The sequence below is a fragment of the uncultured Nisaea sp. genome, assembly GCF_963974195.1.
GTDB lineage: Bacteria > Pseudomonadota > Alphaproteobacteria > Thalassobaculales > Thalassobaculaceae > Nisaea.
The window spans coordinates 1-15,265 of the sequence record NZ_CAXBDC010000015.1 but is presented as its reverse complement, the minus strand read 5'-3'; the positions used below and the strand labels follow the sequence as shown (position 1 = coordinate 15,265).

Genomic DNA, 15,265 nt, shown 5'->3' with positions numbered 1-15,265 from the left:
TTGCGCGACACTGTTGCTCGACACGTTCCCCGGGCGTCCGGTTGCTGCGGGAGCGACTGTTGTTGTTGCGGCAGGCGCCTGAGGAGCGCTTGCGGCAGTGCCCGGCGATGGTGGTGGCGTGTTTTGTGAAGCTGGCGTTGCCCCTGTGCTGACCGTGCCCGTATTGACTGTGCCTGTCTGGGCCTGTGCCGGTGACCGGATAGTGGCGGAGGGGCTTTGCTGGCCTGATGCCGGTTGTGCCGCAGGGGGCTGTGCTTGCTGCGCTGTATTGGAGACGGGTTGTGCGCCGGTTGGTGCGGGCGATGGCGGCGTTGCTTGCGGCAGCACGGCTTGCGGTGCGGTGGGCAAGGTGCTGCTAGGCTTCAGGTGCGGACTGGATGCCAGCAGGTATCGCGCGGCAGCTTGGGCCGCCTGCTGTGGGTTGATACTGCTTGCCGTTGCGGGGATCGGGCCGCCTGCAATGCCCTGGGGCAGCGAGGTCGGGCGCAAAACGATGGCCCGGGCAACTTGCCCGTCCGCGAGTGGCGGTAACGTTCTAGGGGCCGAGGCCGTTGTGGCGGTGGCGCTGCCCGTGGCGGCGGTATCGGCTTGCTGAGTTCCGGATACAGGTTTCGCAGCGGCAGTGCCTGGTACAGGAGAGCGAGGCTGCAGGAGGGCCTGCAATCCGTTCTCCGTTCTCTGCAAAATCAGGCTGACGACGGTGCCCGGGCGGACAAAGGCCGGAATTTGCCGGGGATTGATCTGGATTGTCGCTTCGCCTGCCGCCGTGCGGACATTCACGCTGCCGTCGGTCCGGACCCGCGTCACTGTTACATCCTGGGCCGATGGTTGTTGGGGCGCGGGCTGCTGGGCCTGTGCGGGGTGCTGGGGCTGCGGGGCGGGCGCGGAAGCCGGTGCCGGGCGCGCACCCTGTCCAGACGTGCTTTCAGGAGGAGGCGGCGCAGAATTTTGCGGGCCGGGAGGCGGAGGAGCGGAATTCTGGGGCGCCGGGGTTTGCGCGGGCGGTGGCGCCGAAGATTGTGCCGGCGATGGTGGTTGCGCCTGTGCTGCTGGCTGGCCTTGCGGCGGTTGAGCTTGAGGTGTGGCTTGAGGCGGTTGACCTTGAGGAGCCTGGCTCTGTGCACTCTGCTGTCCTTGCGCAGGTTGCGGCGCTTGCGGCTGAGCTTGTGGCGTTGTGACCTGGGCTGCGGGTCTGGTCTGGTTACCTGACTGAAGTGCGTCCGCACCACTGGTCACTCGTCCCTCAACCGGCGCATTGGCCGGTTGGGAGGAACGTGTCGCCTGCGGGGCAGGCGCGGTGGGTTGAACGGTGCTCAATCTGCTCTCTTCGGCTGCTATAGCAGCTTGTCGACGATGGCCTCCACGTCGGTCGCCGCCGGGGCCGACGGATAGCGGTTCAGGATCGGGCTCTGGTTCCGGATCGACTCGATGACTTTCCGGTCGCGGCGGATGATCCCGAGCAACTGGGGCTCGAACTTCAGGAAGTTCATCGCGGCCTTGCGCAGGGTTTCGTAGGTTTTCCGGCCGTCATTCACCGAATCCGCGCTGTTCACGACGATGGAAACCTCGCAGTTCGGGTCGCTCTGATGCGCGACCTTGACGAAGGCATAGGCGTCGGTCAGCGATGTCGGCTCGGCAGTGGTGACAACGATGACTTTACCCGCCCGGGCCGCGAGCATGCGCACGGTTCTGTCCAGACCCGCTCCGAGATCCATGACCACGCGATCATAGGTGTCGGACAGGTGGACGAGTTCGGTCCCGAGAGATTGCAGCCGGTTCGATGGCAGGGTTGCCAGACTTCCGGAGCCGGAGCGGCCGGCAATAATATCGAAATTTCCGTCGTCATAACGAATTTTTGCCTGCGCCAGGGATAGCCGGCCGGCGATGACACCACCCAGGTCCCGTTGCGGCATCAGGCCAAGCTGGATGTCGACATTGGCAAGGCCAAGATCGGCATCGAACAGAAGAACCCTCTGGCCCATCTTGCTGAGACCGTGGGCCAGCGTGACCGAGAACCACGTCTTGCCTACCCCGCCCTTGCCGGAGGCGATGGCGAGAATGTTGGCGCCCTTGGTGACAGGGCCACTGGCCGCTGTTGGTCGGGGCTTGTCTGCGGGCGACATCATTGGACTGATCCTTGGGTCCGTTCCATCAAAGCGACCTCAACCATAGGCACCTCGTGCCGTTTGCTGTTCGTCGTCAAAACTCTCCACCACCGATTTGGGCAGCAATAACCGTGCCAGCGTCACGGGATTCATTGGCCTGAGGCCATCCGCCACGCTGGGGCCGATACCGACATCGGTCATCTGCAGCCCCGTAAGCGCGGCCGCACTGAGGTATGATCCGAAGCGCCGGGTCATGTCGAGCCGGGTCAGAAGCAGACGGCGGGCGCCCAGTTCACGATAGATCCCGGCGATCTCGGCGGCTTCCATCGGGTCGATGCCACCGGCCATGACCAGGACCACATCCGCGTCCACGGCCTTTATCAGGCGTGCCTGCCGGTCAATATCGTCATTATCGAAAGGATTGCCGCCCGGACAGTCGATCAGGATATGCCCGCGGCCTTCGGCACCGGCGACGGCGGCTCTTAATTCGCCGGGTGTTCCGGCACTGATCAGGTTCAGCTTCAGGATCTTGGTGAAGGCCTCAAGCTGGGCGAAGCCACCGGCGCGGACCGTATCCGTGGTGATGACGCGCACCGCCTGTTTTTGCATGACGATCCGGGTGGCGAGCTTGGCAATGGTGACGGTTTTCCCCGCACCGGGCATGCCGACCAGAAGAATTGGTTTGTCGGCGGTACCGAGAGGCATCGGTGTGAAGGCGAAATACCGGTCAAGGGCGCCAGCCAGGGCCAGGATGGGATCGTCCATCGACAATTCTTCAGCGGCGCTGATCAACTCGTCCGATATTTGCGGCGGGACGCCATTATTGAGGAGGGCATCCGTGATGATCTCCACCGGATCATCATAGGCCTCGTCGTAATGATCTTCCTCGTACTCGAATTCGTCTTCGACCTGATCGATGGCGGCGGTTATGCGAACGCCGATGCCGTCTTCACCAGACTGAGTGGAGACAATGATGGCATCCTCGCCAAAATGCTCTTTCACGAGCGCCATGGCTTCGTTCATCGTGTCGGCGGAAAAAGTCTTCAGGCGCATGGAAACCTCACCGGCGACGTGCGCCCGTTTCTCAGCCCCAGACTAAAATCATACTTGGCCAAGGGTCTTGATCCGTGCCTTTGGGTGAATTTCATTTTGAGACATTACCACAGTCTGCGGCCGGAAACGCTCAACGATGGAGCGCACGTAGGGCCGGATACCGGGAGAGGTGAGAACCGTCGGGAATTCACCGACCTCGGCAAGCTGGTCAAGAGCGTTGCGCAGCGCCGTGATGAAGTCCTGAAGCTGGCTCGGCGGCATCGAAAGCTGCTGCTCCTCGCCCTGACCGATGATCGAATTGACGAATGCCTGCTCCCAGTCCGGTGACAGGGTGACCAGATGGATAACGCCGTCATCCGCCGTGTTCTGCTCACTGATCTGCCGGGCAAGGCGAGTCCTGACATGTTCGGTGATCAGGGTGATGTTGCGGGTGAAGGTGGACGCTTCCGAAACACCTTCGAGAATGGTCGGCAGATCGCGCACGGAAACACGCTCGCTCAGCAGGTTCTGCAGGACGCGTTGCAGGCCGCCGATGGAAATATTCGACGGCACCACGTCCGTGACCAGCTTCTGGTACTGGTCAGGCAATTCGTCGAGCAGCTTCTGGGTCTCGGTGTAAGACAGCAGGTCGCGCATATTGTCGCGGATCAGCTCCGTCAGATGCGTGGTGACCACGGTCGACGGATCGACCACGGTATAGCCCTTGAAGAGGGCTTCCTCGCGCTGCTCCGGGCCGACCCACATGGCGGGCAGACCGAAAGTCGGCTCGCGCGTGTCCGTACCGGCGAGATCAATCTGGTTCCCGCCCGGGTCCATGACCAGCAGGCGGTTCGGACGGATATCGCCGCGCCCAACCTCGATTTCCTTGATGCGGATGACGTAGGTATTGGCCGGAAGCTGCAGGTTATCCTGGATACGGACCTGCGGCATGATGAAGCCGCTTTCCACGGCGAGCTGCCGGCGCAGGGCCCGGATCTGGTCCGTCAGCCGCTGGCCCTCGGTCGTCTCGTTGACCAGGGGCAGCAGGCCGTAACCGAGCTCGAGCCGGACGAGATCGATATGCAGCGCGGCGGAGATAGGCTCTTCCGGCGGCGGAGCGGCGGCTTCGTCCGCTTCGCGTTGCACCACCGCGGCGGCCTCGCCTTCGTGCTTTGTATAGATCATGAAGGCAAGAGCGCCGACGATCGCGGCGAGTGTCAGAAAGATGAAGGTCGGAAAGCCGGGAAGCAGGGACAGGATCGCCAGCAGAACAGCGCACAGGGCGAGAGCCTTGGGGTAGCCGCCAAGCTGTCCGAAGACCGCCTTTTCCGTGGTGCCGGTGGTGCCGCCCTTGGTGACCAGCATACCGGCGGCGGTGGAGACGATGAGAGCGGGGATCTGACTGACCAGACCGTCGCCGACCGTCAGAAGCGTGTAGGTCGAGAAGGCATCCGCGAAGCTGACACCCTGCTGGGCGATACCGATGACCATGCCGCCGATGACGTTGATCACTGTGATGAGCAGTCCGGCGACGGCGTCCCCCCGGACGAACTTGGAGGCACCGTCCATGGCACCGAAGAAGGTGCTCTCGGAGCTCAACTCCTCACGCCGGTTCCGTGCCTGATCCTCATTGATCAGACCGGAGGAAAGGTCCGCGTCAATTGCCATCTGTTTGCCGGGCATGGCGTCAAGGCTGAAGCGGGCGGCGACTTCCGCGATACGGCCCGACCCCTTGGTGATGACGATGAAGTTCACGATCACCAGGATAGAGAAGACGATAATACCGATAGCGGCGTTGCCGCCCATCATGAAGCCGCCGAAGGCCTGGATCACATCGCCGGCCGCGTCCGTACCAGTATGACCCTCGGCCAGGATCAGGCGTGTCGAGGCCAGGTTAAGCGAGAGCCGCAACATGGTCGCGATCAGCAGGATCGTTGGAAACGAATTGAAATCCAGAGGCTTTTCGATGAACAGAACCGTCATCAGAATAATCACGGACAAGGCGATCGAGACCCCGAGAAGGATATCGAGCAGCATTGTCGGAACCGGCAAAATCAGAACCGAGATGATGCCGATCACGCCGAGAGCGAGGTAGATATCTCCCCGCTTGGCCGCAGCCTTCAGATTGGCAAGATTAAATGATGGCAGGGCCGTGCCACCACCGCCACCTTCCGGCTGCGGAGCTTGATTGGAGGCGTCCGTCATTCAGTGCCTCGCATCATGCGGTCCCGTTTCTGCATTTCATATCGCCTGAAGCTATTCTGATCTGCTTCAGACTGTCGCCCGATCTGCTTCGCCCGGCGGAGGCACATTAACGCCTTCCCCGGAATATGCCTTGAGCTTGTTGCGCAGCGTCCGGATGGAGATGCCGAGAATATTGGCGGCATGAGTCCGGTTGCCGAGGCAATGGCTGAGCGTATTGATGATCAGCTGGCGCTCGACATCGGCAACGGTGCGGCCAACGAGATCTCCGCCGGTCCCGCTTTCCTGTCCGGGCGTAGCCGGTGCTGGAGGGGGCGGGGCCGCTTCCGGCTCGTCGTCGAAAGAGGCTGGCTGAAACGCATTTGGTGCCGGAGGGGCAGCTGGTTGAGGTGCCGGTGTCGCGCGCAATGGCGGCGCTTCTTCTGCGGCCGGAGTCATTTGCTCCCCGGTCAGGATAATGGCTTCCGCTCCGATCTCGTTACCGGAGGCAAGCAGGACCGCGCGATGCAGGGTGTTTTCCAGCTCGCGCACATTGCCGCGCCAGTGATGGCCCTGCAGGCGGGTAACCGCCTCGGCGCTGAGCGGGCGCTCGGCAACGCCATTGGCCTCGGCGTATTTTTTCGAGAAATGAGTTGCGAGCAGCTTGATATCGGCCGGGCGCTGACGCAGCGGCGGGAGCTGCAGGTTGAAGACGTTGAGGCGGAAATAGAGGTCCTCCCGGAAATTGCCTTCCCGGACATGCCGCTCGAGATCCCGGTTCGAGGTCGCAAGCAGGCGGATGTCCACTTTGACCGGCTGGTTTCCGCCGACCCTGTCGATCTCGCGTTCCTGGACCGCCCGCAGCAGCTTGGCCTGCAAGCGGATATCCATCTCGCTGATTTCATCGAGCAGCAGGGTGCCGCCGTTTGCTTCCTCGAATTTCCCGACCCGGCGTGCCACGGCACCGGTAAAGGCGCCTTTCTCATGCCCGAACAACTCGGATTCCAGAAGGTTGTCCGGGATCGCGGCGCAGTTGACGGAAACGAACTGTTTGTCTGACCGCTTGCTTTTCTCATGCAGGTATCGGGCGAGAACTTCCTTACCCGTACCGGACTCGCCGGTGATCAATACGCTTGCATCCGATGGTGCGATCTGGTCGGCGAGTTTGAGAACCGCCCCCATGATCGGGTCCTGGAAAATCACCGAGCTCTGTTCCTCGGTAACGGCTGCGAGCACGGCGGCAATCAGCTCGGCGTTCGGGGGCAGAGGGATATATTCCTTGGCGCCCGCCTTGATGGCGGCAACAGCGGCATCGGAATCGTTTTCGAGACCGCAGGCGACAACCGGCGTGTTGATGTGCTCCTGGTTCATCGCCCGGAGCAGCTTGGCCACAGGCTGGGCCACGTCGATCATGACGAGATCAGCGCCCTGGCCGCTGCGCAGCGCATGCATTGCGCCCTCGACATTGTCCAGGTGACTGACTTTAGCGCCTTTTTTCAGGGCTATCTGACCGGCTGCGCTAATATGTCCGCCGAGTGTGCCGACGATCAGCAATCGCATCTGTCAATTCTCCCGTTTGGGCGACCGTATCCGGGTCAGCCCTGTCCTTCAATCGTAGTAGTCGAGCCGCTGCGATGGCGGCAGTTTGGTATTCAGCATGCGCTCGAGAAGCCGAGGGTTCTCCTGCCGGGCGATCGACATTGCGCAGGCATGGTAGATTTCACATTCGAGCAGCTCAGCTTCAGCGTTGCGCTCCAGTTTCGCCGCAATCGGTGCCAGCACCATGTAGGCGAGAATGGCGCCATAGAAGGTCGTCAGCAGGGCAACCGCCATGGCCGGGCCGATGGAGCCTGGATCATCCAGGTTTCCGAGCAACTGGATGAGCCCGATCAGGGTGCCGATCAGCCCCATGGATGGAGACACTTCAGCGGCCCGCCGGAGCACGCCGGCGTGACGGTGCCGGATGTCCTGTATGGCATCGATTTCCTGGGCCAGAACCTGGTCGATCTGATGCGGCGTCGCCCCGTCCACCGCCATGGCGACGGCACGTTGCAGAAAAGGCTCGCTATCGACGGAGGGAATCACGGCATCAAGAGCAAGGACGCCATTCTCCCGTGCGATGGCCGCGAGGTTGAGCGACCGTTCGCCGGCAAGTCTTGGATCATGACGGTGCGGCAGCAATGTTTCCAGAACGGCGCCGATGGCACCGAACAATTCGGAAATGCTGTAGGAGACGAGGGTTACGGCAAAGGTGCCGATGAGGACGATCAGAACAGCCGGAAGATTGTAGAAGGAACTGACCGAGCCGCCGAGCACCAGGGCCGTCATGACCAGTCCAAAAGAAACCGACAGGCCCAGGATCAAGGCAATATCGATCGTACGCCCACTTGCCGGAACGTCGAACGTTCTGGTTTTGACTGGACGCGGACGATCTCCGCCATTTTCCACGGTCGCGCGATCTGCCATGTCTTTTCTGATCCCGCCGCTTAGCCGGTTCTGTCGGATTTGATGATTTCCGTCATGGTCACGCCAAGGCGTTCGTCGACGATGACGACCTCTCCGCGGGCCACGAGGCGGTTGTTCACATAGATATCGATCGCCTCGCCAACCTTGCGGTCCAGCTCGACGACGGCGCCGCGGCCAAGCTTGAGAAGCTGGCTGACCTGCATGCTGGACTTGCCGAGCACGGCGGAGACTTGCACCGGAATATCGTAGACGGCTTCAAGTTCGCGCGCGCTGATCTGCTGGCGGGATTCCTCCGGAACAACCTCCGGCGTTTCGTCTGCGGCCTGCTGCTCCATGGCGGCGGCCATATCCAATTCTTCGAGATCTTCGAAATCGACATCGGTTTCGTCGGACATATCGCTCTCCTCTGGCGGCCAGGCGGCGCTAGTTCTGAATCAGTTCAGGTTCGCTGGAATTGCCGTCCTCGTCCACACCTGTATCGGGTGCTTCCGGGACCGCATCGGATGGGGCGGGGATGGGGTCATCTTCCATTCCCGGCAGATCATCGCTTGCCGCATCGATTTCGGACTCTGACAGCTCTTCAGATGCGGTCTGGTCGTCGGCTTCGGTCACCGGGGGAATATCGGAGCCGATGTTGGACCGGACGGGAAGGGCGGAAAGAGTGCGCTCGACCATCTCGTCGATCTCGCTCCAGGTCTCGTCCAATGCCCGCTCGACCGCGCCGGCGGCCCAGGAGACGCGGCAATCGGTTGCGACAAGTTCCGGGTCGCCAACCAGGACCACTTCACCTTCATAGCCGACGCGGGACGCCATCAGCTGGACCTTGTCGCGCAGCGGCGCTTCCAGTTCCGCCGCGACGCGGATCATCACCTTTGGCTGTTCGGTCAGGAACTGGAATGCCTGATTGATAACATGCTCGATCTGCGGCAATTCCGTACCGCGTATCAGTTCCGGTGCGAGCTTGCGCATGATGGTCGCGGACAGGCGCACTGCATCACGCTGTATTTCCGACGTCCATTTGCGGTGTGTCTGGTTGAGCTCGTCAATCTTGCTGAGCACGCCCTCAAGCGAAACGGCAACCTGTTGCTCAATGCCGGACATGGCAGAGGACATGCCTTCCTGACGGCCGAGCTGGTAGGAGGCCTCCTTGGCTTCGTCGACCTCTTCCTGGCTGTAGGTTGGCGGCGCGTGTTCCTCGGCCTCAAGCTCTGCCATCCGCGCTGCCTCTGCCGCGCGGCGCATTTTCTGCTGATATTCCTCGTCGAAAATATTGTCGAACAGGAAGCGTGATTTTTGCGTACTCATGCTGCCCGACCTGCTTCGGTGAAAGCGTTTTCAGTCGTCGTCAACCGCCGGCTCCGGAGTTGCCTGCTTCCTGGTACATCCAGTTCCGGATGATGGCGACCGCTTCTTCGGGGTGTTTCTCCACGATCTCGCCTATTTTCTTCAGGGAAGACGCGCGAACCCGGCCCTCCACCTGATTGATATCGATCATCTGATCAAGCAGGCTGTCCTCTTCGTCGTCGCCTTCCAGAAGTTCGGCCATATCCGCGGTGGCGCCAGGACCGGTGAGCTGGGCGATGGCATCCGCGCCGGCAATCATACCGCCAGGACCACCGCTTGCGGCAAGGGTGGTCGGCATCGATTCAAAGAGGCGTGTCAGCACGGGCCGTACGACCAGCAGGATCACGAGAAGGCCGACGACTGCCAGTACCAGAACTTCGGCAAGCTGCAGGAATTCATCCTTGGAAATGCCGAACAGGAGGGAGCCGTCATCCAGGTCAAGCGGCTCAAGCTTGACGAACTGCATGTTCACGACTTCAACCGTGTCACCACGGCTTCCATTATAACCGACGGCGGAGCGCACGAGCGTGGCGATCTGCTCCAGCTCTTCTTCGGTTCGGGGTTGGTAGACCTTTTCCCCGTCTTCGTTTTCGACATAGCGTCCGTCAACCAGAACGGCCACAGAAAGGTTCTGGATCTGACCGGCTTCCTTGACGCGGTTGCGCACGGTGCGGCTGATCTCGAAGTTGACGGTTTCCTCGGTGCGGGAGGATTCGGAACGGGCGGACAGATCGCCATTTCCTGCATTGGCTTCGGCTTCCGGCAGGTTGTTCTCTACTGAAACCGTGTCCTGCTTGTTCCGTTCCTGGGAGCTTTCGCTTTCTTCGATGGTCTGCGTCGAGCGGGCAACCTGGCTGTCCGGGTCGTATATCTCCGATTGCTCGGTGAAACGGTCATAGTCGATATCGGCGCTGATTTCCGCACGGACACGGCCAAGCCCGACAATGCGTTCGACCAATTCCTCGACGGAGCCGCGAATGCGGTTTTCGAAGGCCAGACGCATTTCCTCGGAACTTTGGCCGGGAAGGGTGCCGTCCTCGTCATTGGTTCCCCGGGCCAGCAACTGGCCCCGGCTGTCGAGGATGGAAATGTTCTGCGGTTCCATGTCCGGAACGGCGGCGGCAACAAGATGCTGGATCGCCAGAACCTGTTCACGGCCAAGGCGGCCGGCCCCCTGGACCTGGAGCACGACGGATGCGCTCGGCTTGCGGCGCTCGCGGCTGAAAAGTTCGCGCTGCGGCAGCACCAGATGAACACGGGCGCCGCGCACATTGTTCATTGCGCCGATGGTTCGTCCAAGCTCGCCTTCGAGCGCGCGGACCAGATTGACGTTCTGAACAAAATTGGTGGTTCCGAGGCCATCGGACTTGTCGAAGATTTCGTATCCCATGGTCCCGCCGCCCGGCACGCCTTGCTCGGCGAGGGTCACGCGGAGTTTCAGGACTTCGTCGCCGGGGACAAAAACCTGCTGGCCTCCAGCCTTCAGTTCGTACTGAATGTTGCGGGATTCGAGTTCCTTGACGATGGCACCGCTGTCGGCGGGATCGAGGTCGCCATAAAGCAACGACATCCCGCCGGTGGAGAGGCGGGAGGCAAGGAAGATGAAGAACCCAAGCACTGCAACCGCAGTCCCGACCAGGGCGGCGATACGGATGGGGCCGAGATTACGGATCAGGTCGACAAGAGGATTCATGGGTTATAATCCCCGCAGTTGCGCGCAGCTGAGGCCCGAAATTTCATCGGGAGGGTTTCGCGAATACATTGCATTTTATATGTATCTTTCGAAAATTGAAAGAACCCTCTGGGCAAAAACTGCCTAGTCAATATATCTGACTGTGAATCGAAAGAGAACAATTAATTAGCGGCTGAACTTGTGGTATTGGTTAAGGAATATTTGACCGTATGTCTATCTGATGGGCTCTGATGTGTCCCACACATGCGTCGCGGAGAGGTGATAATGGCGAAAAGTGAATCTCCGAAAGGGATGCCGGGCAATTCGCAGATGACGGCCTCTTTCAGCGGCGCTGTGGATGTCTCGCGGTCGCGCCATGTCACCATGGCGACCAAGGCGGTGAATCTTCTCAAGCAAGGACAGCTTGAGCCGGCCCGTAAATTGTTCATGGAGATTCTGAACGAGAATGAGGATGACGTGTTCGCAATGCACGGTATCGCTCTCGTCGCCCGTGATATGGGGCGATTGCCGGTTTCCGTGGAGCTGATGAAGAAAGCTCTCGCGCTGGATCCGCGAAACCCGATGATTTCCAGCAACCTCGGGACAATCCACGAGGCAATGAAAGAGTATGAAGAAGCGCTGACCTGTTACAAGAATTCGCTCAAATGGGGCATTCGTAATGCTGCCATTCATAACAATATCGGGAGTGTTCTTTCCAAACTCGGACGCCGGACAGAGGCACTTATCTCGTTCCGCAAGGCTCTAAAAGCGGGCGTCGAGTTTCCCGAAGCGATGACCAATATGGCGACGATGCTTGGCGATCTCGGGGATTTCAAGCAGGCGGACTATTATTTTCGCCGCGCTCTGGAGCTGGATCCGGAGAACCCGCATGCGCACCACAATCTCGGCTTTATGATGTTGCGTCAGGGGCTCTGGGAGGAAGCCTGGTTCCATTGTGAATGGCGGATGGTCGCAACGAACAATGGGGTGCCCTGGCGCAAGTTCCCACAGCCACTCTGGAATGGAAATCCGTTTCAGGGTGCCCGGCTCATGCTTTACGCGGAGCAGGGGATTGGTGACGAGATACGGTTTGCGAGCATGATTCCGGAAGCAATTGCCCGAGGCGGCGAAGTGGTCGTCGAATGCGCCCCGCGTCTTGTGTCTCTCTTCCAGCGTTCCTTCCCGCAGGTCAGGGTCGTTCCTGCGAAATACTGGCCTGCAGAGGAAGGTGTGGAGCCGTTTGATATTGCCTGCCCCTTTGGAACGCTCGGGAGGTTGTTCAGGCAGGGTAAAGAAAAATTCCCGGTTCACTCCGGATATATCAAGCCTGATCCGCAACTGGTCGAGGAATTCCGGCAGCGTCTGAAAAAAGCCGGGCCAGGGCCATATGTGGGGCTCTGTTGGCGAAGTGGTCTGAGGGGAGCTTACCGGACCGAGTATTATTCCGAGATTGAAGACATGCGCGCTCTCATGAAGGTCGATGGTGTGACCTTTGTGAATTTGCAGTACGACGCAACTGCCGAAGAACTGGAAACCGCGAAGTCGGAATTCGGGGTCGATCTCACCGCCTGGGATGATGTGGATCTGAAGAATGAGCTGGAGAAAGCCGCCGCGCTCACGAGTTGCATGGATCTTGTTGTGAGTCCCGCGACTTCTGTTTCTGTCATGTCCGGGGCTCTCGGTGTCGAGACGATCGAATTCCGGCCGTTTCCGATCTCAGATAGTTATTTCAAGAATGGCCGGTGCCCATGGTTCCCGAGCGTGAGATATTTTGCGAAACGGCAATCCGAAAAATGGAACAAGATTTTGCGTACGATTGCCGTCGAAATAGAGGCTTTGAAAGCCTGAGCTAATTTCCGTTCCGCAGCCGTCTTGAGGCGCGGCGATAATCCTGTACCCGTGTTGCTCTCAGCGCTCGCGTTCCGTGCGACTTTATCAACTCGCACCAATGCGCAAATTCCTCGTGGCTGAGGCTGTATCGTTCACATGCCTGATCGAGCGTAATCAGGCCGTCCTCGACCGCGCGCACAACCTGTGCCTTGCGGCTGACGACCCAACGTTTGGTGTCTGCCGGCGGCAGTTTGGCAAACGGATCGTTCGAAGCCGGATTGGGTTCGATTGAGCTTAGGGTCGATTTAATATTCTGCTGCTTTTCTGCGGTCATCTTTTCAACGCATGATCAAAATGCCGGTCTTATGCAAAAATAAGCCTCGCTCCCTAAAAAAACCTTAAGATCCATGACTTTCCGAAAATATTGAGCAAAAAAAAGCCCCGGCGAAACGCCGGGGCAAAAGAAATTCGGTAGAAAAAGAGCGGAGGAGCCGCTTACCGCTTGATACGGATAATTTCGTCCAGCAGCTCGTCACCAGTCGTGATGATGCGGGTTGCAGCAGAATAGGCACGCTGCGTCACGATCAGGTCGGTGAACTCGGTTGCGATATCGGTGGTCGAGTTCTCCAGGGCGCCAGATTGTATCCGGCCCGTACCGCCGTTCGTCGGAATGCTGAGAACGATGTCGCCCGAGGTTGAGGTGACCCCGTAGGCGTTACCATTCAGGGCGCTCAATTGTGTCGCGGACGGCACTGTCCCGAGCGGCAGTCTATAGATGTTTCGGGTTTGCCCGTTGGCAAAGTTCGCCGCGACCAGTCCGTCTTCTGTGATCGAAACACCTGTCAGAGCGGATGGACCGGAGCCGTCCTGGTTCAGCAGCGAGGTTTCAAACTCACCATTGAACTGCGACATGCCTGTCGGTTGGCCGAATGTGCCCCAGTTGATTGTGATTGTGTTGAGATCAACTGCGCGGCTGAATTCACCCGCACTAATGTTCAGGGTCTCGGTCGCTGCTTCGTTCGTTGCGCCGGGAGCGACACCGTCCACTGCCCGCAGGCTGCCATCGGTGTTAAACACCATGGTGTGTGCACCACCGCCAATCGAGACGGAGACGGCGGCCGTCGTGCCCGGATTCTGAACCAGATCGTAACGATATGTCCAGGTGTTTGCGGCAGCAGATTTCGTCCAGGTTGTCCGGAGCAGATAATCGAATCCCTGGGAGTCATAAATCGTGATGTTGGTGACGACCGACTCACCGGTGGCGGCGCCTGCTGGTACGTTGGCGTTGATGGTCACATCGTCCGTGGCGTTCGCGATCTGGCCAAACTGGGACAGGTCGACTGTCTCAAGGCTGCTCAGCAGGTCGCGTGTGTCCTCGTTGACGATATTGCCTGAGACATCGGTCCGCCAGCCCTGCAGATAGTAGCCCGCCGTATTGACCAGGCGACCGTTCTCGTCCGTATTGAACGCTCCGGCTCTGGTCAGCAGGTACTCATCGTCCGAACCCGGGTCCGCTGCGCCGTTGACAACGAAGAAGCCATTGCCGTCGACGGCGATGTCTGTCGTGCTGGTCGTGCCCTGCAGGAGGCCCTGCCGGCTTGGATCCGTCAGCGGCTTGCTCTGCACGCCACCGGGCGTAAAGGCCGTTGCGGTCGGGCTGCGGGTGACCAGGGTCTGGAACCGTGCTTGCGTCTCTTTATAGCCGACGGTTTGCGAGTTCGCGATGTTGTCAGAGATAATTCCGAATGCGGTTGCTTGCGACGCGATCGCCGCAACACCCGCAAAAAGTCCACCGGTAACACTCATGTTAAATCTCCATTCACAGGGCCGGGGCGTAACCCACCGGCCGTTTCTACCGATGATGCCGGTCTGGCATCGTGGCCGGGGGCTTCTCTATGGCCCCGGTCCTTCCGCCTTAAACGGCGGAAACGCGTGTTATTTCATTCATCTCGACGATGATCTTTCCGACCATCAGGCTCGGCCCGTCCTCGCCGGTGACGACACCGGTCACCAGGCCGACGGCCTCTACCTCGGCTGTGACGCCTTTTTTGTCGGTGTCGAGTGCATTGATCTGAATTGAATAGGGGCCGTTTGGCAGCTTTTCGCCATCCTCATTGGTGCCGTCCCAGTTGAACTCAAAGCGTTCGCCGGCGCCGGTCTGACCCTCTTCCGAATAAACCAGATCACCAGCCGCGTTGAAGACGTTGACGGTGGTCGAGTTTGCTTCGGATTCGAGCAGGTAACCCCAGCTCGCACCGTCATCGGTGAGATTGGTGTTGTTGCCGTTGAAGATGACATGCTCGCCGATATAGTTGACCGCTGCCGCGTTCGTGTTTGCGGCCTGTGCGGAAACCAGGGACGCCAGGGACTTGTTGGTCTCGATCTGCTGCTCGACGGCTGTGAACTGGACCAACTGGTTGGTCATCTCGTTCGTATCCATCGGACTGGTCGGATCCTGGTTTTGCAGCTGCGTCAGAAACAGCGTCAGGAACTGGTCGCGTTCGTCCTCGAGCCGCTCCCCGGTTGTCTGCTGTGTCGCAAAGATGCTGGAGCCGCTTGTTGTGCTTGAAACTGCGTCCGCCATGTCATCAGCCTCCTAGGCTACCAGGTTCAGCGACCCGTCGTCGCCGATACC

Annotated in this window: 14 protein-coding genes; 3 read left to right on the top strand and 11 right to left on the bottom strand. The window is 59.9% G+C overall.

Annotated elements, in window-relative coordinates; genetic code table 11:
- The first annotated feature begins 97 nt into the window (after positions 1–97).
- Both AAC126_RS05345 and AAC126_RS05340 read left to right on the top strand, forming a co-directional pair.
- The gene (locus AAC126_RS05345) at positions 98–595 is read left to right on the top strand and encodes a hypothetical protein (RefSeq protein WP_339850748.1); all 498 of its coding nucleotides are present in this window, start codon (positions 98–100) and stop codon (positions 593–595) included.
- A gap of 409 nt (positions 596–1,004) precedes the next feature.
- Positions 1,005–1,178: a hypothetical protein gene (locus AAC126_RS05340; RefSeq protein WP_339850746.1), complete on the top strand. Its 174-nt coding sequence runs from the start codon at positions 1,005–1,007 to the stop codon at positions 1,176–1,178.
- Between the two features lie 156 nt (positions 1,179–1,334).
- On the opposite strand, the gene AAC126_RS05335 is transcribed toward AAC126_RS05340, so the two are convergent.
- From AAC126_RS05335 to fliF, 8 genes are all read right to left on the bottom strand, one after another.
- Complete coding sequence (locus AAC126_RS05335; protein WP_339850831.1) at positions 1,335–2,123, bottom strand: MinD/ParA family protein; 789 nt, start codon at positions 2,121–2,123, stop codon at positions 1,335–1,337.
- A gap of 39 nt (positions 2,124–2,162) precedes the next feature.
- Positions 2,163–3,158, bottom strand: coding sequence for a hypothetical protein (locus AAC126_RS05330; protein WP_339850744.1), 996 nt, complete (start codon positions 3,156–3,158; stop codon positions 2,163–2,165).
- A 48-nt stretch (positions 3,159–3,206) separates the two neighbouring features.
- Positions 3,207–5,342: a flagellar biosynthesis protein FlhA gene (gene flhA, locus AAC126_RS05325; protein WP_339850741.1), complete on the bottom strand. Its 2,136-nt coding sequence runs from the start codon at positions 5,340–5,342 to the stop codon at positions 3,207–3,209.
- Between the two features lie 66 nt (positions 5,343–5,408).
- Positions 5,409–6,878, bottom strand: coding sequence for a sigma-54 dependent transcriptional regulator (locus AAC126_RS05320; protein ID WP_339850739.1), 1,470 nt, complete (start codon positions 6,876–6,878; stop codon positions 5,409–5,411).
- 48 nt (positions 6,879–6,926) lie between these two features.
- Entirely contained in the window at positions 6,927–7,784 is an 858-nt protein-coding gene (locus AAC126_RS05315) for a MotA/TolQ/ExbB proton channel family protein (protein WP_339850737.1), read from the bottom strand.
- 20 nt (positions 7,785–7,804) lie between these two features.
- Positions 7,805–8,179: a flagellar motor switch protein FliN gene (fliN, locus tag AAC126_RS05310; RefSeq protein ID WP_339850735.1), complete on the bottom strand. Its 375-nt coding sequence runs from the start codon at positions 8,177–8,179 to the stop codon at positions 7,805–7,807.
- Between the two features lie 28 nt (positions 8,180–8,207).
- Positions 8,208–9,089, bottom strand: a complete 882-nt coding sequence (locus AAC126_RS05305; protein ID WP_339850734.1) for a hypothetical protein — start codon at positions 9,087–9,089, stop codon at positions 8,208–8,210.
- A gap of 40 nt (positions 9,090–9,129) precedes the next feature.
- Positions 9,130–10,821 carry a flagellar basal-body MS-ring/collar protein FliF gene (gene fliF / locus AAC126_RS05300; protein ID WP_339850732.1) on the bottom strand — a complete coding sequence of 564 codons (1,692 nt, stop codon included), beginning with the start codon at positions 10,819–10,821 and terminating at the stop codon, positions 9,130–9,132.
- Positions 10,822–11,085: 264 nt separating this feature from the next.
- Here fliF and AAC126_RS05295 point away from each other — a divergent pair, with 264 nt between their 5' ends.
- Positions 11,086–12,648 carry a tetratricopeptide repeat protein gene (locus AAC126_RS05295; RefSeq protein ID WP_339850730.1) on the top strand — a complete coding sequence of 521 codons (1,563 nt, stop codon included), beginning with the start codon at positions 11,086–11,088 and terminating at the stop codon, positions 12,646–12,648.
- Between the two features lies 1 nt (position 12,649).
- Here the strand turns inward: AAC126_RS05295 and AAC126_RS05290 are convergent, their stop codons facing one another.
- The 3 genes from AAC126_RS05290 to AAC126_RS05280 all read right to left on the bottom strand — a co-directional run bounded on the left by AAC126_RS05290 (position 12,650) and on the right by AAC126_RS05280 (position 15,214).
- Positions 12,650–12,964 carry a DUF1153 domain-containing protein gene (locus AAC126_RS05290; protein WP_339850729.1) on the bottom strand — a complete coding sequence of 105 codons (315 nt, stop codon included), beginning with the start codon at positions 12,962–12,964 and terminating at the stop codon, positions 12,650–12,652.
- 161 nt (positions 12,965–13,125) lie between these two features.
- Positions 13,126–14,436 carry a flagellar hook protein FlgE gene (locus AAC126_RS05285; protein ID WP_339850728.1) on the bottom strand — a complete coding sequence of 437 codons (1,311 nt, stop codon included), beginning with the start codon at positions 14,434–14,436 and terminating at the stop codon, positions 13,126–13,128.
- 109 nt (positions 14,437–14,545) lie between these two features.
- Positions 14,546–15,214, bottom strand: coding sequence for a flagellar hook capping FlgD N-terminal domain-containing protein (locus AAC126_RS05280; protein WP_339850727.1), 669 nt, complete (start codon positions 15,212–15,214; stop codon positions 14,546–14,548).
- Between the last annotated feature and the right edge of the window lie 51 nt (positions 15,215–15,265).

Excerpts from the sequence above, each read along its gene's own strand:
- AAC126_RS05335 (WP_339850831.1), bottom strand. The coding sequence starts at position 2,123 with ATGTCGCCCGCAGACAAGCCCCGACCAACAGCGGCCAGTGGCCCTGTC.
- AAC126_RS05330 (WP_339850744.1), bottom strand. The coding sequence starts at position 3,158 with ATGCGCCTGAAGACTTTTTCCGCCGACACGATGAACGAAGCCATGGCG.
- flhA (WP_339850741.1), bottom strand. The coding sequence starts at position 5,342 with ATGACGGACGCCTCCAATCAAGCTCCGCAGCCGGAAGGTGGCGGTGGT.
- AAC126_RS05320 (WP_339850739.1), bottom strand. The coding sequence starts at position 6,878 with ATGCGATTGCTGATCGTCGGCACACTCGGCGGACATATTAGCGCAGCC.
- AAC126_RS05315 (WP_339850737.1), bottom strand. The coding sequence starts at position 7,784 with ATGGCAGATCGCGCGACCGTGGAAAATGGCGGAGATCGTCCGCGTCCA.
- fliN (WP_339850735.1), bottom strand. The coding sequence starts at position 8,179 with ATGTCCGACGAAACCGATGTCGATTTCGAAGATCTCGAAGAATTGGAT.
- AAC126_RS05305 (WP_339850734.1), bottom strand. The coding sequence starts at position 9,089 with ATGAGTACGCAAAAATCACGCTTCCTGTTCGACAATATTTTCGACGAG.
- fliF (WP_339850732.1), bottom strand. The coding sequence starts at position 10,821 with ATGAATCCTCTTGTCGACCTGATCCGTAATCTCGGCCCCATCCGTATC.
- AAC126_RS05295 (WP_339850730.1), top strand. The coding sequence starts at position 11,086 with ATGGCGAAAAGTGAATCTCCGAAAGGGATGCCGGGCAATTCGCAGATG.
- AAC126_RS05290 (WP_339850729.1), bottom strand. The coding sequence starts at position 12,964 with ATGACCGCAGAAAAGCAGCAGAATATTAAATCGACCCTAAGCTCAATC.
- AAC126_RS05285 (WP_339850728.1), bottom strand. The coding sequence starts at position 14,436 with ATGAGTGTTACCGGTGGACTTTTTGCGGGTGTTGCGGCGATCGCGTCG.
- AAC126_RS05280 (WP_339850727.1), bottom strand. The coding sequence starts at position 15,214 with ATGGCGGACGCAGTTTCAAGCACAACAAGCGGCTCCAGCATCTTTGCG.